Raw genomic sequence first — 19059 nt, forward strand, 5'->3', positions numbered from 1 at the left:
TTATGGAGCGGGCTACCCCGCATTAATTTACACTCTGCTTTTTGCTTGATAATTACTTTATAATATTTTATTGACTCGATAAAGGTGTAATTGCTAAATCACTGAACATTGCCAACGGTTGGTTAAAAATCCCCCCGGTAATAGCAGCCGTCCCTCCAAATTTCCCTGTAACGAAACCCATATTTCCGCCTAATGTGGGATTTTGGAGCGGTACACTGATTAAACCCATACCCTGCGCTTTTATTTTAAGATATCCGGCGGTTGCTTCAAGACTAAATCGCAAATTCCCGCTATTTATATTAAACATATTACTGGCTGTCCAAGGTACAATCTCGCGCCAACTATCTCCGTTGCGTTCAAGCACTGCAAAGGCGTTGCCGCTTACGCAGAAAAGGTAGTAAGCGGTAGCACTGCGTTGCCAGAATAATACCCCGTAAAAGTAGCCATCCTCTTTAACTGCATTTGAGAATCCCGCCGTGAAATCTATTTTGAACTCACGATAAATTCGGTTTGAATACACACTCCAATTAAGTTCGTTTGGTTTGCCTACCCTGACAAAATAGGCGGTTGTACCATCCGGCAATGTACCGTAATATGCTTGATAGTTATCCGGCAAACCCCCTCGATAATCGGTAAAGTTGTCGTTCACAACCGGGCCAGCTACCTCAGCCCCTAATAATTCTGCTACGCCACCCTGCAACGCCTCAATTGCTCCAAAATGAGCTTCTCCCCATCCGGTGGCGTTGGGGTCTTCGCTCTTAAAAGGCTGGATGTTGCGGTGAAGGTATGTTTCCAATTGGTTCGCGTTCAAAGCTGGGGCTGCGCTCAAAATTACCGCTGCTATCCCTGCCACTTGAGGGGCTGCTGCACTTGTTCCGCTGAACACCTGATTTTGCCCTACACTCCGCAAGGTTACTCCCGTTGGCGCTACCAATTCCGGTTTCTTGCGCCCATCCTGAGTGGGACCACGACTGCTATAGGGTTCAAGCGTATTATCACGCCACGATACTGCTCCAACTGTAATTGCCCCTTTTGCATCACCGGGAGCAGCAAGGCTGCCTGATGGATCATATTCCTCGAAACTGGCGTTATAGGCATATAGGTTAAAATGTACCCCTTCACCACCTTTGCCTGCGTTACGCACCTGAATATAATAAGTCCGATTAGGTTCAGCGTGGAAAGGCGCCAATTCAACCGGGGGCTTATTGCTGCCATCTCCTTGCAAATTACGAGAACTGCCTTTAGGCTGCTTATTCTCATCCAAAATGTAAAGGTCCAGATTCGTTGAAGGTGCGTCCCAATTCTCATCCCAGCGCAACGAAACCCAGCAATTATCAGATGTAGCGGTAAACTTCAGGGTTATTGCTCCCTCAGTGCTACCAAAGCGGTTAAAGCCGTTAGTATCAGGCTTAAAATTGCCTGCATAATGCGCTCGTCCGTAGTTACCTGCTGATACAACCGGCAATGCCCCCGCGTTTCTCGCCTCAGTCAGTTTCGAAGAAAGAAGGCTGCTACCATCGCTAGGCCATAAACCACCCCATGCCAGCGACACTTGAATAATCTGCACCCGATTTTCCATCAGCCAATTCACTGCTTTGGCAAATCCGATCTCATCCTCGATAGCTGCCAAATACAATTGCGCTTCCGGGGCGTAGCTATTGATTATTTCTGATACCGATACGCCATGTTTTCCAGAACCTTCCCCCTCCCCATAAACGAAGGATTGGAAAGTTACTTGATTGCTTGGTGGTAGCCCGTTTCCAAAATAATCGCGGAATCCGGCGAAACCGCTATCTATTATCCCTACTTTGACCCCTTTACCGTTATAACCCGCCTGTTGCCAAACCTCTGCCCCTGTCGCTTTCAACCCTTCCTGTGGCGCAAAAATATCGGCGGTGGGCGGTTGGAGAATCACTTTTAGGTCGCGTACTGCGCTTAAAGAGCCTAAATCATTCCAAAAATCTTGTTGACCACTGCGTTTTACCAGTTCTGGTAGGCTGACTCGTATCGACAGGTAATGTTCGTAGGAAGCCGTCACAATTGCCCCCATCTGTTCCAGCTTTTGCTTAACAGTCGGCAAGTTTGTGCTACTATCTAGCGTTAGTTCGAAGCGTACCCGATCCTGTTCATCTAATAAACCGCTATCGTGGGCGAATTGTCTAGCTGCATCCAGACCGCCCGTGTTGTATTTCAGCAATAAATCCGATAGCATCGTATCCGTTTTGCTATCGATAATTACCGGATGTGGGGCAGGCGTAGGTTCTGTGCCACAAGCCAGCAGCAATAGGTTGGCGAGTAGCACCCATATAAGACAAAGAACGGGCGGTAACCCGTGTTTTATTACCGTCCCTTTTAGTATCATAAGTCTTTTACAAAACTAGGTCTAACCCCGAGGTGTTGTAGTGCCGGGTGGCAAAGGCGTTGCCCCGGAAGAAAAGGGTTCCACCTCACCACGTGTAGTGCTTTCCGCAGTTTCGAGGCTGTAAAGCATCTTCAGGACACCGGAGTCGAATTTAAGTTGTGCGCCGGAACCGGCACTAACGCCATTATCTTCGATACGTAAATCTTTACCGCTAAACTTCAATCCAAATGTTTCGGCAGGTTGGTTTTGGCAAATTGCGCTGACAATATAGGTGGAAGCCGCTAATTCAAGGTTGGCATCCTGAGAGGTGCTGAATACAAAATACTGCTTACCCTCAATGATTTGGTCACCTACATAGCCTAACGATAACCCGGAACTAGAGACACGCTCAAGCCTGAATACGCAATCCTTAGCTGCTACAGTTGAAGGCCATCCTGAAACGGTCAGCCAGATTTCAAGCCGCTTTATCTGGCTTCGGTCAATCTGGATACCCGGTGAAACAGGCGGTTGTGGCGCGTTACCACCAGCGGTGGCAGGATTGGTAGTAGAGACGGCTACGGGTAGTGCGCTGGTTTTAGCAATAGCGGCAGCAGCCTGTGTAACAGTTGGAATTATGGTTTGTGCCGAGTTGGTGGTTGTGGAAGTAGTCGGGGTTTGAGTTGTGTTTCCAGAAGTTGATGAATTGGAGCTAATATATAGAAATGCTGCAATTGCCGCTGCTGCCAGCAAAACAAATAAAGCCGCAAAAATAAAGCCGCCTGAGCCTTTGGCTTTCTTAACCTGCACAGGAGTCTGAACAGTAGGTTTATTATCCACCGGGGCGGGAACTTTTAGAGTTTCTGCGGCAGCAGGTGTGCGTGTGGTTACCTGGTCAATGGCTGGAATTTCCAAAGTAGCGGCATTACCGTTGGTTTGCGTGCTAGGAGTACCAAGAAATGAAGGTATCGTCGGACCTAATTCATTAATCCCGATCAACAATACGCTGATATTGTCGCTGCCCCCGCGTGAATTAGCAAGGTCAATCAACTCCTGAGACGCTTTCTGAAGATTAGGAGCTGCCGCTACAATAGTACCCATCTCCATTTCTTTGACCAGACCATGCAATCCGTCCGAACAAAGCAGAATTACATCTCCCGGTTGAAGTTCTTGCTCAAAAAGATCAGGCTCAACTTCGTCCCGATGCCCGATGGCGCGGGTGATGATGTTGCGGATAAGGCTTTTTGAAGCCTGTTCAGGGGTTAGCGCGCCCATTTCGATCTGCTCTTGCACCAGCGAATGGTCGCGGGTGATGCGCAACGGAATGCCTTTCCTGATAAGATAGGTGCGACTATCACCGACATTACCCACCAATACCCGGTTACCTTTAATTACGGCAATGGTTAGAGTAGTACCCATCTGCCCCTTACCCGGTTCGGTACCGGCTTTATAAACTTCAGTATTGGTAGTAATGATGGCTTGCATCAGGTCATTATCAAGCCGACCCGAAGTCGGCCCGTTGTAATAGCGGTCGAAGAGGGTGTTTATTGCCAATTCACTGGCAACCTCACCGGCAGCATAGCCGCCCATGCCATCGGCAACAGCAAAGAGATGCCCTTTTTCTTCCACCTTACGGGGGTCAAAGGCAGGCTCACCCTTTATTAAAAGGTCGCCGAGGTAATCTTCATTATGTTCACGTTTGCGCCCTACGTCAGTAAGCGCAACAGGATCAAGCTTGAGCAATTATCTATTCCTCCGAAACGCGGGCAGCAGCACAATCAGGTATACGCCGGAAAACTGCAAGATACCGCCTCCTTTACTATTAGCTAAATTGGAGTGAGTCTAGAATATCTCCAAAAGTGTTGTTAAAGGAGGCGATTTTGCTTTTCTCCGCGCCCAATTCAATCAAATAAGCGTCCCGGTTTGAATTTTGAGTCAACATAATATATTCGTGAAAGGTAAGTGAATTCGGGTTCGGATATTCCACCTCAAAAGTTACCACACCATTGCGGTTGACTTCTGGTTGAACGGTAACACTAAGTTTGGAATTCTGGTTCTTGAAGGCGCTAATAAATTGATCGGCACGAGCTTGCAAATCTCCACCTAATCCGGGAAAGCGCAGGATTGAGACAAAAGCTCCTTCAGGGCTAATGCCTTGAATGGTTCCTACATTATTGGTTTCTTCCCGCGAACTGGTTTTCCAGTCGTTAGGAAAGGTAACGCTTACTCCAAAGTTATTAACCGTACCACCAGTCCCACCAACTGAGGCTACGGTTGTAACCGGAATAACCGGCACTTTAGTTGCTACTGCCGCAACCGTAGAAGGGGCGGGAGAGGGTGGCGGTGCGTTGGTACCGCTTGCCCCGGTAGCTACGGTAGTCACTAAAATAGCGGTTGTGGCTATTCCGGTTGTACCATTTGCACCACCGGTGGTTCTCACTCCGCCGGGAGTGTTGGCAACTGCCGTACCGGGAGTTGGCGTGTTATCCTTGTTGCCACTCAGTACAAAAAATCCCGCTACTGCGCCCCCACCGATCAATACCAGCAAAGCTACAATCAAGACAATTATGCCAGCGCCGCCCTTTTTCTTGGGAGCAGGGGCAGGGGCATAAGGTTGGTATGCCTGCGGTTGATAAGCTTGGGGTTGGGGCTGATAAGCCTGCGGCTGGTAAGCTTGGGGTTGGGGTTGTACCGGAGGCGTGTTGTAGGGCTGATACCCCTGCGGTTGCACAGGATAAACCGGAGGTTGCATCGGTGCGCTGGGCATTGCCATCTGGGTAGGGGCGGCTGTTGCTGCAAATTGCATACTGTTGTCGCCAATTTTAATAATATCTCCGGGTTGCAAAGCGCGGGGAGTATTCGGCGCGAGCCTTTGGCTATTAACATAACTTCCGTTAGCGGAACCGAGGTCGGTTATAAATATCGTACCACTACGGTTTTCAAATTGGGCGTGACGGCGGGATATTTGCGTGTCATTTAGGACAATATCACAACCAACCTGCCTGCCCAAAACTACTAGCTGGTTCTCTAGATTGAAAGACTTTCCAGCGTCCGAACCGCTTTGCACGATTAGCTGCATTTTTGGCTCCCGTTCTGGCTAGCTGAGGATTTCTTTGCCGCACAAGTGAATTATTTATTACCCCTTCAAGTCTCTTAAGAGTGGGATTTCTGCTCAAAATTGACGCTGTGAAGCCTTGTTACATTTTAAGGTATCCCATAAATAAAATCAATAGTGACTGAATCGGGTAGTTGTAATGTTATTATTTATGCTATCCCAGAAGAATATTTCCGATAAATGCTAAAGCACGACTTTTTTCTTCTGCGCTTCGTCCTGCATCCAATACACAACGGCAGGTGCGGGTGTAAGAACCGATAGTTTGAAGCTCGGTTCGTCCTTCTTGCCATCGAAAAGGTTGCCCGCTTTTATCACGTAAGTATTGTTCTGCTTCAGCTTTGCCAAATGGATATGCAATCTGAAAACGCCTTGAACGTGCCGAACCCTCAAAAATGTAAAAACCATCGTACCAACGCGGGTCATGCTGCGCTCTTCTAAAATGGGCGTTATGCATATATCGCGCAAAGTTAGCAGGTTCAAGTTGGGCGCGAATATCTTTTAAGATTCTGGCTATTTCTAGAAAGCCCACCAGATAAAAACCGGCTTGCCCGGTAAACAGCCCATTGTGATAATCTGCCAACCTTGCCAGAAATACCAGTATATCGCCGGGTTGCGCTTGCTTGAGAGCGGCGGCGCGAGGGGTTCGCCCACATTCATCGCCGTAAGTCAGCGCGGTAAAATCAGGGTCGGCATGTACCGCTAAATCTGCCCGGTTTATAGGTATATAACGCGCCAACGATTCATTTGTTTCGTTCCAGCATTGAAGTTGGTTATATCGCACAAAGCCGGATGCTTGTTGGAATTCTTTTAGCTCTGGAATGGGTATAAACTCAAAACGCCCGTCTGGGAAACGTGGGCTTTGCAAACCGAGATTGATATGGCTGGCATTCACCCCTACATTAGCCAGAAAAATGCGTGGCAAGGGTTGATTCGCATGAATTAATGACATTTTTGTGGTTTGGCTTAAAATAAAAAGAAACTTTCCGGGCGCATTTTAGTATATATTCCTGAACTTGGCTATTTTGGTAGTGAAAAGGAGAATGAAAAATGGGCATACTGAGTTTTGTAGCAGGAATTGCACTTATTGTAATCGGCGCGTTTGGCGTTTACAACGCATGGGGTCGTTTTAACATTGGGTTTAAATCGGCGGAGAAGTTGGCGCCGCTTTTCACCGGCGCTGCTACCGTTGTACTTGGCTTATTGTTCCTGATTTGGCAATTTGACATATGGTGGGCGGTTCTTGGCTTACTGCTATTCGGCCTGGGTTACCTGCTGCGCGGACCTAACCGCACCATTAGCCGATAAATTCAGGCAGGGGCGTATTCTGAGCAGTACGCCTCGTATTTTTATGGTAATCTTTCCCGCTCTCATTCTGTCTGCTTGCTAGTGTACACAGAACTCGTTGCCTTCCGGGTCGGTCAAAACAATCCAGTATTCATCTTGGGTTTGCATTTCGCGCTGTAATTTTGCGCCATGCGTAATCAGGCGCGCTGTTTCTGCTTTAACCCGATCAATCCGATCTTGAAGCGGAGTCGAAAAGCCCCCACTCACATTCAAGTCCAGATGCACTCGATTTTTAACGATTTTAGGCTCCGGTACTTTTTGGAAGAAAATACGCGAGCCTTTGCCCTCCGGGTCTTCAATCGCGGATTTGCTATCCCACTCACTTTCAGGAATGTTTCGCGCTTTGAGAAATTCATTCCATGTATTAAAACCGGACGGTGGGTTGGGAATTTTGTAATGAAGGGCATCCGCCCAAAAATGAGCTAACTTGTCCGGGTTGCTACAATCAAAAGTAACCTGAAAACCTATTGCCATAGGAAATACTACTCCTGCTAAAAGAGGTTATCATGTTTGTTGAGTAGGGGATGCCGGATAATTATTAATCCAGCATCCTCTATTACTATTTTACTACAGGCGGGAAACCGATTCGCGATCTAGGGTGGAGTAGTATTTGGCGGAGGTGTGGTGTACCACCAGCGCGGCTGTGCTTTGCTCAGGGTCAAGTTGGTGCGCTTCGGTAATGCTCACCCCAATTTCGCTGGTGATGGGCATCAGTTGGAACAACTTTTGCTGGTCTTCCAGATCTGGGCAAGCAGGATATCCCCAGCTATAGCGTTTGCCTTGTCCTTCGTGCAACCCTAATTCCGCGATAATCTGTCGGTTGAGATACTCTGCGGCAGCTTCCGCTATGCTGCTGGCAAGCCCATGCACAAAGTAGGCGCGACTATAATCGCCTTGCTTGTTGAGTCGGTCGCAATATTCGCCCGCAACTTGCCCGGCGGTAACTACCTGTAAGGGTATTACATCGTATTTGCCGGCGGCGGTTTGGCTAGTGGCAAAATAGTCGGCAAGACACAGCTTTTCGCCACCGGGTTGACGTGGGAAACTGAAGCGGGTCAGTTCGCGTTCCCGATTCTCAGGGTCATAAATTACTACTTCTTCGCCTTCGGTGCGACATGGGAAGTAGCCGTAAATCGCCTTGGGAGCAAGGAAGCCTTCGCGCTCTGCCGACTCGCGTAGTTCCGCCAACAACGGCTCGAACTCATCCTTTACCAGCGTTTCATAGCCACCCTCAAGCTTTTTTTTGCTGCTACCGCCGCCCCAATGCAATCGGAACAGGGTGTTTTTATCCAGCAAGTCAAAAAGCTGCTCTAAAGGCAATTGCTTAAGGGTGCAGTAACCCCAGAAGGGTGGTTCGGGTAAGTGCTTAAGGTCTTCAACGCCACTAGGACGAATGCTACCGTTCAAGGCTGCTTTGGTAGCTGCTTCCGCTTCTAGCCGGGCATGTGTTTGTGCTACGCGGGCATCTCGTTCATGCTCTTTCACAATCGATGCATGCGCCTCTACCAACAACTGGTTTTTAAATTGGGCGCTGGCAGCTTTATCGGTGAGTTTGTCTATAACCGACAAGCCTTCAAAAGCGTCTTTACAGTAAAAGACACCGGGCGTGTAGGGCGTTTCAGGATTGTTATTGACAAAATTGGTGCGATATCCAAAAGCCCGATTGATGGCGGCTCCACCAATGAGGACGGGGAAATCCAAACCGCGCCGTTGTAATTCCTGCACACACAGCGGCATTTGCTTGCTGGTACTGACCAACAAGGCGGAAAGACCGATGGCATCCGCGCCCACTTCCACCGCTTTCTCGATGATAGTATTGACCGGAACTTGCTTGCCTAAATCGTACACGGTGTAGCCGTTGTTGGTGAGAATGGTATTCACCAGGCTCTTGCCGATGTCATGCACATCGCCAAAGACGGTAGCAATTACCACCTTACCTTTGGTATAGCCTTCTTTCTTTTCTAAGTATTGTTCAAGCCACGCCACCGCTTTTTTCATCACTTCGGCGCTTTGCAGCACGAAAGGCAGAATGAGTTCGCCCGCGCCAAACTTGTCGCCAACCTCTTTCATGGCAGGCAGCAACACCTCGTTGAGTACCGGCACTGCGCCCCGGTTTTCCACCTCGGCATCTACCAGCGCTTCAATGCCTTCTTTCTTGCGGTGCAGAATCTGGTAATGCAACTTCTCAGCCACCGACATACCTGCGGTTGCGTCTTCCGCTTCGGCTTTGACCCCGGCGCTGGTATTCTTCTCGAAAAATTCGATAAAGCGGGGCAAGGCATCCTGATCGTGATTGAAAATCAGGTCATCGCACAGTTTGCGCTGCTCGTCCGGGATTTCAGCGTAGGGGGTAATGTGGCTAGGATTTACAATCGCCATATCTAGCCCGTATTGTACTGCGTGGTGCAGGAACATCGAGTTAAGCACTGCACGCGCCCTTTGAGCCACCCCGAACGAAACGTTGCTAACCCCCAGAATAGTCAAAACTTCCGGGTACGCCTCTTTTAGGCGTTTGATACCAAGCAGCGTCTGATAGGCATCTTCTCGCAAGTCTTCTTGTCCGGTAGTAAGCGGGAAGGTCAGCAAATCGAAAATAAGGGCGTTATCCGGTAGGTCGTAATTTTCATGTACGATCTGGCGTATGCGTGTGGCAATCTCAAATTTTCGCTCGGCGGTATGCGCCATGCCCTCTTCGTCAATGGTAAGCGCAATAACGGCAGCGCCATGATCGCGCACCAACGGCATAATCGCTTCGATACGCTCAGTGCCTCGCTCCATATTTATAGAGTTAATGATACAGCGACCGGGCGCAGCTTTCAGGGCAGCTTCAATTACATCCGCTTCAGTTGAGTCGATTACCAGCGGGGCTTCGATGGCGGTAGAAAGTTTCTTGACGGTACGGCGCATCTGTTCCGCTTCATCGGTGCGCTCGGTCAATGCCACCTGTACGTCTAGCGTATGTGCGCCACCCTCCACCTGTTCGCGGGCAATGGTCATCAACCCATCGTAATCATCTGCCAACAGCAGTTGCCGCACCTTCTTGCTGCCGGTGCTGTTCACCCGTTCGCCTACCAGCATTGGTGGCGGGTCTTGGAGTAATGAGGTAGCGCGAATACCGCTCGAAACCAGCGCTTCAGCTTGAAGTGTACGCACAGGCTTTTCATGTCCCCACACCTGTTTTGCGAGTTCGGCGGTGTATTCAGGGGTAGAGCCGCAGCAAGTCCCGACGATGTTAATTCCCAGTTCTTCTACAAATTCTTTCAGGATTTCTGCCATAGGTACAGCCTGAAGCGGGTAAACGGTGCGCCCTCTTTCATTAATCGGCAATCCGGCGTTAGGTAGGCAACTAAGCTTAACCTTGCTATGTTCGCTTAGGTAGCGCATCGGTTCGCGCATCAGGTCGGGACCAACGGCGCAATTAAGCCCGATAATATCGGCGCGTAAACTCTCTAGCGTAACCATAACGGCGGCAATATCTGTACCTAACAACATTCGCCCGTTACCGTCCAACACCGAAACCTGCGCTTGAATCGGCACCCATTTTCCGGTTTGGATAATCGCTTCACGAATCCCGAAAATTGCTGCTTTAACTTCCAGAATATCCTGTGAGGTTTCGATTAGCAGCACATCAGCGCCGCCTTCGATGAGCGCTTTGCTCTGTTCGGCGTAAGTCTCTTTAAGCTGATCAAAGGTGATGTTGCCAAGCACCGGGTCTTCTGAGGAAGGCAGGAGTCCGGTAGGTCCGATACTTCCGGCAACGAAGCGGGGACGTGAAGGGTCGGCAGCGGTAAAACGGTCGGCGACTCGGCGTGCAATCTGAGTGGCGGTGAAATTAATCTCATAAGTCAGATGACCGAGTTTGTACTCGTCCAGTTTGAGGCGACTACCCGTGAAACTATCGGATTCGACTACATCTGCGCCTGCTGCGAAGTAAGCGGAATGGATTTCTTCAATAACATCAGGGCGGGTTAAGACCAGATATTCATTGCAACCGTGATACTGCTCCCCACCGTAATCATCGACGGTCAAGTTGCGTTCCATCAATTGTGTACCCATCGCGCCATCGTAAACCAACACGCGCTTTTCCAGTTCCCGCATAAAGCTGGAAGCCTGATACTTTTCCGGGCTGCCGAATGGATTAAAAATCTGGTTGCTCAATCCCTTATCCTCCTAATCGCAAAAAAACCCTCCGTACATACCGGAAGGTTTACAAGTTCCCGCGCTATTACACGGGCTTCTATCTTTCCCTACCGGGCTGGATTTAGCACCTTGCCAGTGGCGACAGGTTGCTAGAGGTTCAACGTGCCAGTTCACTCCCCTCTTCTTGATAGTGCAAGATATTTGCTATTTTTCCTATCAAAACCATACTAACATACTCGTTAATCAGGGTCAAACCGGGCTGAACAGGGCTGTTGCACCACAGGAATTACCTTTTGCAAATTTGCTACCGTACAGATATAAAGGAGAGGAAAAGGAGGAGAAGGTTGAGGCAGAGTGGTAAACTGTAGTTTTCTTACCGACCAAAGTAGAAAGCAAAAGGATACCAAAATGAGTGACAACCTTCGCCGACATCGTGCCATAAAACAGCAATTGTTGCAACTCCACCCACAAGCGCAGGGGCGCGAATTACAATATTTAACAATTCTAGCGATGGTGATCAGTGGGATTGTAGGTAGTCGGCATAGTGCGTTGCCTAATATCGCCGCCAAAGTGCCAGATAAAACTAAACGGGAAAGCCGCATCATCCGAATGCGCCGATTGCTCAAAAATGATAACTTTAACCAAAAAGTGGTGTATGCTCCTTTCGCCAAACAATTGCTGAGTAGCCTGTGTCATTGTCCACTGGTACTGGTGATAGATGGCAGTCAGGTTGGTGCTGGTGGAATGGGCTTAGTAATCAGTGTAGTATATCAGGGGCGGGCTTTACCTTTGGGTTGGTTGGTGGTTAAGGCTAAAAAGGGACATTTAGCTCAAGCTTTGCACATCAGATTGTTAAAGCAAGTTCACTCGTTGGTTCCGTCTGGTAGCCAAGTAGTCTTTTTGGGTGATGGTGAATTCGATGGCTGTCGTTTGTTAAGACGGTTAGATTATTACGGTTGGCAGTATGTCTGTCGTACTGCTAAAAATAGCCAGGTCTGGTTGGATGAACAAGCTCATTATGCCATCAGTAAGTTAGGGGTTCAGCCTGGTCAGGTAGTGAGTCAGAGCGGCGTAGCATTCAGCAAACACGAGTACGGACCAGTACTGGTCATAGCGGTCTGGCAAAAGCCTTACCGTGAGCCACTTTATCTGGTGAGTAATTTGGCTCTAGCCCAGGAAGCAATCCGGTACTACAAAAAGAGGTTTAGGATTGAAACCTTCTTTTCCGATAGCAAGAGCCGAGGGTTTCGGCTGGACAAGAGCCATTTGGATGACCCTAAACGGCTAGAAAGGTTATTGTTAGCGGCTTGTCTGGCTTATCTTTGGATTGTACATCTGGGTACGATAGCTTTAGCTGAAGGCTGGAACCGGGTCATTCATCGCACCGAACGACTGGATTTGAGCCTGTTCAATTTAGGTTTGAACCTGCTTGAGCATTTTTTGAATGAACATTTACCCTTACCAGTCGCCTTTATCCCTTTTCTTTTAGAGGATTTCTAATTGTGTACGGTAGCAAATTTGCAAAAAGGTTTTTATAGGAATTTGGCTACAAATTAGGCTCGGTACGAAAGTGGTAAATTACCAGTTTAAAGAACTGAACCCACTTGAAACTTACAGATTTTGCAAGGCTGTGTTTTGACCGAAAGCGGTGGTAAAAAAATCGGTTTCCAAAACCTTTACAACTTAAACCCTCGCTCTTCTCTACCGTAATAGCCGCTGAGGTAAAACAATGCTTTGCGCCCAAAGGTTAAGGAGTCTGGGCGCAGCCATTGTAAAGCAAGTATAGAGGATTAAAGAGGGTAAAGATTTAGGAAACTTTTGAGTACATCCAGAATCTTACCGGAGCCTCATATTGTTCATTAGGAATTTCTTCTAGCACATCTTGGACTTCGGTAATTGCACGATGTAATGCAATCCGTTTTTCCTGATATTCTTTTTCTATCTTATATAAGGCTTCGAGATATTTCTGTTCTCGCTCTAGTAACTCATTTCGAGACTCTTTGCCACTCAAAGGCTCGATCTTATTTTTATTCATATTTTGTACCTCCATTGACCATATCTCTGAAACCGATATAGCCAAGCTTTCTGGTAATCAGCAAAGAAAGAGTTTGAATTAGCTCCCTTGCTAAAGAAATGCTATTTATTATTAGGATTTTACACTTATATATAGATCACCTATAAATCACCTAATAATATAGGTGCATTATACACTTATTCGCAAAATTATGGAAGTTGTTGAATTTTAATGATGGGAAAATGTGTCATAATTTGGGTAGTTCTTTTTTCGCGGTGCGGCTGTACTTAAAATGGTATGGATACTATTTATGCGGTTACCATTGGATTTTTATTTGCCCATCAATTTTACCTATGGTAAATTTCTGAGTGAAGCGCAATTCTAGCCTTTTAATACTATTTTTGACGTTTAGATAAACCAAAGGGCAAGCAGTGTTGGCACAACTTGCCCAGACGAGTAATGTTCTAATTGAGAAAGGACACTACTCGTATGAACCTTAACACACTTAGAGCCATTCTTAAAACTAGATCAAGGCGAAAGTTTAGAAAGCCTTTTGAGAGCCAAACGGATCATAGAAATGTAAATATTGGCTTCCGAATGCTGTGGTAAACGCTCATACTCTTTCGCCATTCGTCGGTTCCGCCCGATCCAGGCATGCGTCCGTTCTACTACCCAACGACGCGGTTGTACCTTAAAACCTTTAATATCGTCGGTGCGTTTGACTATTTCCAGTTCAAAATCGAACATTCCAGCCACCCACTCTACCAACTTTCCGCTGTAACCTCCATCCGCCCATACCAACTTCAGGGTACGGCATTTATTCTCAGCAGTGGCCAGCACTTCTATTGCCCCATCTCGATCTTGTATATTCGCAGCTTGTACTTTGACCACGATCGGAAAGCCCAAGGTGTCCACCAGCAGGTGCCGCTTGCGCCCATTCACCTTTTTTCCTGCATCGTAACCCCGTATTCCTCCAACTTCGGTGGTTTTTACTGACTGGCTATCGATGATACCAGCGCTGGGTTGGGGATTTCGTCCTGCCTTAACTCGCACTTTTTGGTGTAGTGCCTCGTAAATACGTTGCCAAAGACCGTTCCAGCGCCACAGACGGTAGTAGTGATAGACTGTTTTCCAATGAGGAAACTCTTGTGGAAGCATTTCCCATTGGCAACCAGTTTTGAGTAAGTAGAAGATGGCGCAGACTATTTCACGATAGGGATGTACTCTGGGACGACCTTCTCGACTGTTAGGGGGGAAATATGGCATAATGATTTCCCACTCGGCATCGCTCGGGTCGGTAGGGTAAGCTTTTCTTGTACTCATAATACGAGCTTACCCATTATTCTTTTTTATTTCAACTTTCTTCTTTACTCAGTTTTAAGAAACGCTCTTAAAGAATTTCGGCACGAAATCTATGACTGCTTTGAATACGCCAGTGACGCATTGTTTAATCTGGCGGATGCCCTTATGACAGAAAGCCAGGCTCAATCGGTACTGGAACTGACCCTTTCGCCCAATTTTGAGCGAAAATGGCCCAGTTTGTATGAGGCTTTGCAAATGGGTCAAGTTAACCAAACTCGCTTCGAGCAAACCATGGTGCGCTACGCCCCTCATCCCTTCGATGGTGAAAGATTGGTACTGGCAGTGGATGCTACCAATATCGAGCGACCCTTTAGCACTACATCTGCAGATCGTGGCTGGCTTTACAAACACAATCTGCCCAATTGTGATAAGCCCGTGACCGTGGGTTGGCAATTCTCGACCGTGGTGGTGGTGCCGGCTCAAACCAGTAGCCATACATACATTGTCTCCAACCGCAGGATCAAAACCAGTCAAACACCAGCAGAGGTAGCCAGCCAGCAACTGAGCGAATTGCGCCCATATTTTGCTGAAAGACCGCTCAATCTGGGAGACCGGTACTACCCCACCAAAGCATTTATTCAAAATAGCAGTAAGGACTATGACTTGCTGCTGCGGCTCAAGTCTAACCGAGTATTCTATCGAAAAGTGGTGAGAGATGAGCAGAAACGAGGTCGCGGCGCTCCCGCTAAACACGGTGCTCGTTTCCAATGTAATGATCCCAATACGCACGGTTTGCCGCAGCGAGTGTGGGTTGGGACGGACGAAAATGGACACAAACTGGTAGTAAGCGCATGGACTGAGCTGCATTTGAGGGAAGCACCTGAACTGGCACTGAGCATAATCCGAATACAGCGTGAGGCAGCCAGTGGTAAAACCCATGACCCTCTGGAAAGTTGGTATGTGTGGTCGGGTCAAACTGAGCTTGACCTGACGCAAGTCTGGTCGTATTACAAGAGGCGTTACTCGATAGAACACGGCTATCGTTTTGACAAACAAGATTTGTTGTGGGAAAAACCACGCTTGCGCTATCCGAGCCAGTTTGAGTTGTGGACGGCGATAGTCAGTTTGGTACACGACGAATTGCAAATCGCTCAAGGCTTGGGCTTGGAAGTGTTGCGACCTTGGGAAAATAGTCAACGACAGCCAAGCCCTCAGCAAATTCGACGAGGCTTGTCCGGAATAATTGTGCAGTTGGGCAGTCCGGCCAAAGCCAGCAAAGTGCGAGGAAATGGGAAGGGTCGAGCGGTTGGCACCAAAGTAAGACCAGCTACCCGCTATAAGGTGGTCAAAAAGGGGGTTTCTACCTCTAATTTGACGAATATTCGCTGTTAAATTTGCTGGTAACTGGCTACAAACTGTCATTCTTTTGTAAGTTCCGATACGGGTTTCTATTTCCTATAGCCCCGTTTATCTAAACGTCAAACTATTTATTAAATGATTTAATTAGTTTAAACTTCAATTTGGCATTTAATATGTTTATTTCTTTGAGGATGAAATTCGATATGGGTAAAACGAAATACTTCTTTAGAATCGCACTTGTATTGCTAATACTGTCACCTTTACTTTTGGTAGCGCCGGGATTCACCAACGCCGAAGCCTTTGCCGATCAAGCTTTTGCAAATATTTGGCAAAAAACCGATCAGGCGATTGCTAACGGAAGCCTCAAAGCCAGTTGGATTTGGGGACCCGAACCGCGCTTGAATCGCTATGAAGCATACAAAGATTCGCCCGGTGGGCAACGCCTTGTTTCTTATTTTGACAAAAGCCGCATGGAAATTAACAATCCCAACGGTGATCGCAATAGTATCTGGTTTGTTACTAATGGCTTGCTATGCCGTGAGTTGGTTTCGGGGCAAATGGCGCTTGGCGATTACACCACCGAGGCAAAAGCGCCTGCCGCTGTGCCGGTTGGGGGCGATCTTGATAGCCCTTACGGTCCAACCTACGCTACCTTTAATAGTATTGCCTCGCTAAATAATGACCATCGCGCTGGCAATAAAAACGGCTATGTTACTGATTTTATTGACCGACAGGGCGCTATCAGCAAAAATACAGTCTATCCACAGCGTGCCAGTTATGCTTTCTATGAAAACAACCTAGGGCACAACATCCCGGACGTATTCTACAATTGGATGGCGGGTCTTAAAGGTAGAGGTATAGATTGGCAATATGTTATCGGTCTGCCTATTACCGAACCCTACTGGGCTAAATTTAAAATTGCAGGAGTTGAACGCGAAGTACTGGTGCAACTTTTTGAGCGGCGCGCCCTTACCTTTAACCCTGCAAATGACCCGGTTTGGCAAGTAGAGATGGGGAATATTGGGATACATTACATGGCATGGCGCAATAGCGTAACGCCTATCACTACTACACCAGTAGCTGCTCCCACTACCACGCCACCTAAATCTACGACTCCCTCTACTACACCGCCAACAACTGCTGCACCCACTCCTATTCCAACAAATGGGCTGGATACAGAGGAACAGGCTTTTCTCGGTACTATTAACCAGTATCGGGCTGCCAACGGTAAAGGTGCATTGAGCGTTAACCAGAAGTTAACCGCTGCTTCACGTTGGATGAGCGGTGATATGGGCGCTAAAAACTACTTCAGCCATACCGACTCGTTGGGACGTGACCCTTTCAAGCGCATGAACGATTTCGGTTACACTTATCATGCGGCAGCGGAAAATATAGCAGCAGGCTATGAAACCGCCCAAGATGTATTCACCGGATGGAAGAACTCACCCGGACATAATACTAATATGCTAGGAAATTATACTGAAATAGGCATTGGTAGGGTCTATACTGCCAGTTCGCTTTATAAATGGTACTGGACTACTGACTTTGGTACGCCGTAACCCCCAACCCCTCCCCAACCGTTATTCCTAAAGATAAAGCTTGCGCCTTGCCTAAAAAGAGGTGCAAGTTTTAACCTGATTTTAAGACAAATTTGACTCACTCACCTGAATTTGGTATTTTTACTGGATATGGGTTTGTGCATTTATGCGCTAAATTGGTGAGTTAATTTTTCTCGCCGGTAATTCAGGAGGAATATTACCATCTCAACATCTTTCAAACGTGCCGATAAACCACAAATTGGTAGATTTGATTCTAGCCATACCTCACTCTGGCATAGCCTGATTAATCTCTATCGTTACCGAGAACTGGTTAAACAACTAACTTTAAAGGATCTAAAACTTCGGTATAAAAGCTCAATATTGGGTTTTGTCTGGTCGTTGGCGAATCCTTTAATGATGATGTTTGTTTTTTATTTGGTATTTGTAGTGCTGCTGCCGCAAACAGCGCCACAGAACTGTGATGTTGCCAATACACGGGAATGCCGCATTTATAATAGTTATACCGCTTTTATTCTGGTGGGGCTGATGGCGTGGAATTTTACCGCTAACTCCATCTCAACCGGTATGATGTCCTTGCTCAGTCATGCTTCCATGATAAAAAAGGTTTATTTCCCAAGAGAAACACTGGCGATAGCTTCGGTGCTGGCGGTATTCGTAAACTTCCTGTTATCCTTGATCCCACTCTTCCTGATTATTTTCATCAACGGAATTGGGCTAACTTGGTATGTTTTGTTGTTGCCCGTGATACTTTTCTTTCATCTCCTTTTTATGTGTGGGTTAGGTTTGTTCCTATCGGTCGCCGTAGTTTATTTCCGCGATCTAACACACATAATGGAAGTAGGGTTAACCGCTTGGTTCTTCCTTACCCCGATTCTCTACACAATGGATAGAGTTTTCCCAAGCGCACAGCAACTGGTGTATTGGCTCAACCCGATGGCTTCATTTATTGAGAGCTATCGCGCGATTCTTTTCTTTCACTATTCCCCTGAGCCGCTCTTTACACTGCGCACCTGTTTAACAGGGGTTCTCTCATTTGTGTTGGGTTATTACTTTTTTATAAAGGCTTCTCGCTCTTTGGGCGAAGTGCTGTAACCGGACAGTAAAATTATGAGTTCAAGCAAATATTTGATCGAAGTTGATAATGTTTCTAAGTATTACAAATTGCACCACGAGCGAAAAGGCACCTTGCAAAGTTGGTTTATCAACTCTTTGGGACGCAAAAAGAAACTAGATGAGGATTTCTGGGCGCTAAAGGATGTTAGCTTCAAATTGGGACGCGGGAGAACACTCGGTGTAATTGGGCGGAATGGCGCAGGTAAAAGCACTCTCTTGAAACTGGTAACAGGCATCATCCAACCTACTGAAGGACGCATCAGGGTAAACGGACGAGTGTCGGCTATGCTGGAGTTAGGTACGGGCTTCCATCCCGACCTGACCGCCCGCGATAACATTTTTCTCAACGGCGCTATTTATGGTTTCTCGAAAAAAGATATGGAACAACGCTACGATAGAATTGTAGATTTCAGTGAGCTTGGAAAGTTCATTGACACTCCCGTAAAGCACTATAGTAGTGGAATGTATATGCGCCTTGCCTTTGCGGTTGCTATTACCGTAAACCCGGAAATTCTCGTAGTGGATGAGGTATTAGCAGTTGGGGATGCCGCCTTTGGTCGCAAATGTTACGATGAATTGGAAAGAATGAAGAAGGCGAATGTTTCTATCCTGTTCGTATCGCATGGTCCGGGTGAAATAGCGCGTTTCTGTGATGAGGCAATTTACCTTGCAAACGGGCGTATTGTGGCACAGGGAACGCCCCCTGAAGTCTTAAAAATGTACGAGCAACAAACAAACCCCACTTTTATTAGCACACGTTAGCTGTAAACCTAGA

General features: G+C 47.4%; 14 protein-coding genes and 1 riboswitch. Of the genes, 6 read left to right on the top strand and 8 right to left on the bottom strand.

Annotated elements, in window-relative coordinates; genetic code table 11:
- Positions 1-67 precede the first annotated feature (67 nt).
- The 4 genes from OZ401_RS02765 to OZ401_RS02780 all read right to left on the bottom strand — a co-directional run bounded on the left by OZ401_RS02765 (position 68) and on the right by OZ401_RS02780 (position 6402).
- Positions 68-2362: a S8 family peptidase gene (locus tag OZ401_RS02765; RefSeq protein ID WP_341469189.1), complete on the bottom strand. Its 2295-nt coding sequence runs from the start codon at positions 2360-2362 to the stop codon at positions 68-70.
- 21 nt (positions 2363-2383) lie between these two features.
- Positions 2384-4081, bottom strand: coding sequence for a Stp1/IreP family PP2C-type Ser/Thr phosphatase (locus OZ401_RS02770; protein WP_341469190.1), 1698 nt, complete (start codon positions 4079-4081; stop codon positions 2384-2386).
- 79 nt (positions 4082-4160) lie between these two features.
- The gene (locus OZ401_RS02775; RefSeq protein WP_341469191.1) at positions 4161-5417 is read right to left on the bottom strand and encodes an FHA domain-containing protein; all 1257 of its coding nucleotides are present in this window, start codon (positions 5415-5417) and stop codon (positions 4161-4163) included.
- A 190-nt stretch (positions 5418-5607) separates the two neighbouring features.
- Positions 5608-6402, bottom strand: coding sequence for an Nmad3 family putative nucleotide modification protein (locus OZ401_RS02780; RefSeq protein WP_341469192.1), 795 nt, complete (start codon positions 6400-6402; stop codon positions 5608-5610).
- 98 nt (positions 6403-6500) lie between these two features.
- Between OZ401_RS02780 and OZ401_RS02785 the strand changes: the two genes are divergently transcribed.
- Positions 6501-6758, top strand: a complete 258-nt coding sequence (locus OZ401_RS02785) for a hypothetical protein (protein WP_341469193.1) — start codon at positions 6501-6503, stop codon at positions 6756-6758.
- 78 nt (positions 6759-6836) lie between these two features.
- Here OZ401_RS02785 and OZ401_RS02790 read toward each other — a convergent pair whose 3' ends face one another.
- The gene (locus tag OZ401_RS02790) at positions 6837-7271 is read right to left on the bottom strand and encodes a VOC family protein (RefSeq protein WP_341469194.1); all 435 of its coding nucleotides are present in this window, start codon (positions 7269-7271) and stop codon (positions 6837-6839) included.
- A 93-nt stretch (positions 7272-7364) separates the two neighbouring features.
- Entirely contained in the window at positions 7365-10955 is a 3591-nt protein-coding gene (gene metH, locus OZ401_RS02795; protein WP_342398989.1) for a methionine synthase, read from the bottom strand.
- Between the two features lie 76 nt (positions 10956-11031).
- Positions 11032-11131: riboswitch (SAM riboswitch) on the bottom strand.
- 214 nt (positions 11132-11345) lie between these two features.
- Here metH and OZ401_RS02800 point away from each other — a divergent pair.
- Complete coding sequence (locus OZ401_RS02800; RefSeq protein WP_341467879.1) at positions 11346-12437, top strand: IS4 family transposase; 1092 nt, start codon at positions 11346-11348, stop codon at positions 12435-12437.
- Between the two features lie 307 nt (positions 12438-12744).
- Here the strand turns inward: OZ401_RS02800 and OZ401_RS02805 are convergent, their stop codons facing one another.
- Together OZ401_RS02805 and OZ401_RS02810 are read right to left on the bottom strand one after the other, a co-directional pair.
- On the bottom strand, positions 12745-12972 hold the full coding sequence (locus tag OZ401_RS02805) for a hypothetical protein (RefSeq protein WP_341469195.1): 228 nt from the start codon (positions 12970-12972) through the stop codon (positions 12745-12747).
- 507 nt (positions 12973-13479) lie between these two features.
- Positions 13480-14274 carry an IS5 family transposase gene (locus OZ401_RS02810; protein ID WP_341469196.1) on the bottom strand — a complete coding sequence of 265 codons (795 nt, stop codon included), beginning with the start codon at positions 14272-14274 and terminating at the stop codon, positions 13480-13482.
- Between OZ401_RS02810 and OZ401_RS02815 the strand changes: the two genes are divergently transcribed.
- The 4 genes from OZ401_RS02815 to OZ401_RS02830 all read left to right on the top strand — a co-directional run bounded on the left by OZ401_RS02815 (position 14170) and on the right by OZ401_RS02830 (position 19046).
- Complete coding sequence (locus OZ401_RS02815) at positions 14170-15645, top strand: transposase (protein ID WP_341469197.1); 1476 nt, start codon at positions 14170-14172, stop codon at positions 15643-15645. The two genes, OZ401_RS02810 and OZ401_RS02815, sit on opposite strands and share 105 nt — an antisense overlap.
- A 170-nt stretch (positions 15646-15815) precedes the next feature.
- Positions 15816-17171, top strand: a complete 1356-nt coding sequence (locus OZ401_RS02820; protein WP_341469198.1) for a CAP domain-containing protein — start codon at positions 15816-15818, stop codon at positions 17169-17171.
- A gap of 306 nt (positions 17172-17477) precedes the next feature.
- Entirely contained in the window at positions 17478-18263 is a 786-nt protein-coding gene (locus OZ401_RS02825) for an ABC transporter permease (protein WP_341469844.1), read from the top strand.
- 15 nt (positions 18264-18278) lie between these two features.
- On the top strand, positions 18279-19046 hold the full coding sequence (locus tag OZ401_RS02830; protein ID WP_341469199.1) for an ABC transporter ATP-binding protein: 768 nt from the start codon (positions 18279-18281) through the stop codon (positions 19044-19046).
- The last annotated feature ends 13 nt before the right edge of the window (positions 19047-19059 follow it).

This window comes from Candidatus Chlorohelix allophototropha (assembly GCF_030389965.1).
Lineage (GTDB): Bacteria > Chloroflexota > Chloroflexia > Chloroheliales > Chloroheliaceae > Chlorohelix > Chlorohelix allophototropha.

What these genes read in the sequence shown, in the direction of transcription:
- OZ401_RS02810 (WP_341469196.1), bottom strand. Translation starts at nt 14,274, where the DNA reads ATGAGTACAAGAAAAGCTTACCCTACCGACCCGAGCGATGCCGAGTGG.
- OZ401_RS02765 (WP_341469189.1), bottom strand. Translation starts at nt 2,362, where the DNA reads ATGATACTAAAAGGGACGGTAATAAAACACGGGTTACCGCCCGTTCTT.
- OZ401_RS02830 (WP_341469199.1), top strand. Translation starts at nt 18,279, where the DNA reads ATGAGTTCAAGCAAATATTTGATCGAAGTTGATAATGTTTCTAAGTAT.
- OZ401_RS02820 (WP_341469198.1), top strand. Translation starts at nt 15,816, where the DNA reads ATGGGTAAAACGAAATACTTCTTTAGAATCGCACTTGTATTGCTAATA.
- OZ401_RS02780 (WP_341469192.1), bottom strand. Translation starts at nt 6,402, where the DNA reads ATGTCATTAATTCATGCGAATCAACCCTTGCCACGCATTTTTCTGGCT.
- OZ401_RS02775 (WP_341469191.1), bottom strand. Translation starts at nt 5,417, where the DNA reads ATGCAGCTAATCGTGCAAAGCGGTTCGGACGCTGGAAAGTCTTTCAAT.
- OZ401_RS02805 (WP_341469195.1), bottom strand. Translation starts at nt 12,972, where the DNA reads ATGAATAAAAATAAGATCGAGCCTTTGAGTGGCAAAGAGTCTCGAAAT.
- OZ401_RS02785 (WP_341469193.1), top strand. Translation starts at nt 6,501, where the DNA reads ATGGGCATACTGAGTTTTGTAGCAGGAATTGCACTTATTGTAATCGGC.
- OZ401_RS02815 (WP_341469197.1), top strand. Translation starts at nt 14,170, where the DNA reads ATGTACTCTGGGACGACCTTCTCGACTGTTAGGGGGGAAATATGGCAT.
- OZ401_RS02790 (WP_341469194.1), bottom strand. Translation starts at nt 7,271, where the DNA reads ATGGCAATAGGTTTTCAGGTTACTTTTGATTGTAGCAACCCGGACAAG.
- OZ401_RS02800 (WP_341467879.1), top strand. Translation starts at nt 11,346, where the DNA reads ATGAGTGACAACCTTCGCCGACATCGTGCCATAAAACAGCAATTGTTG.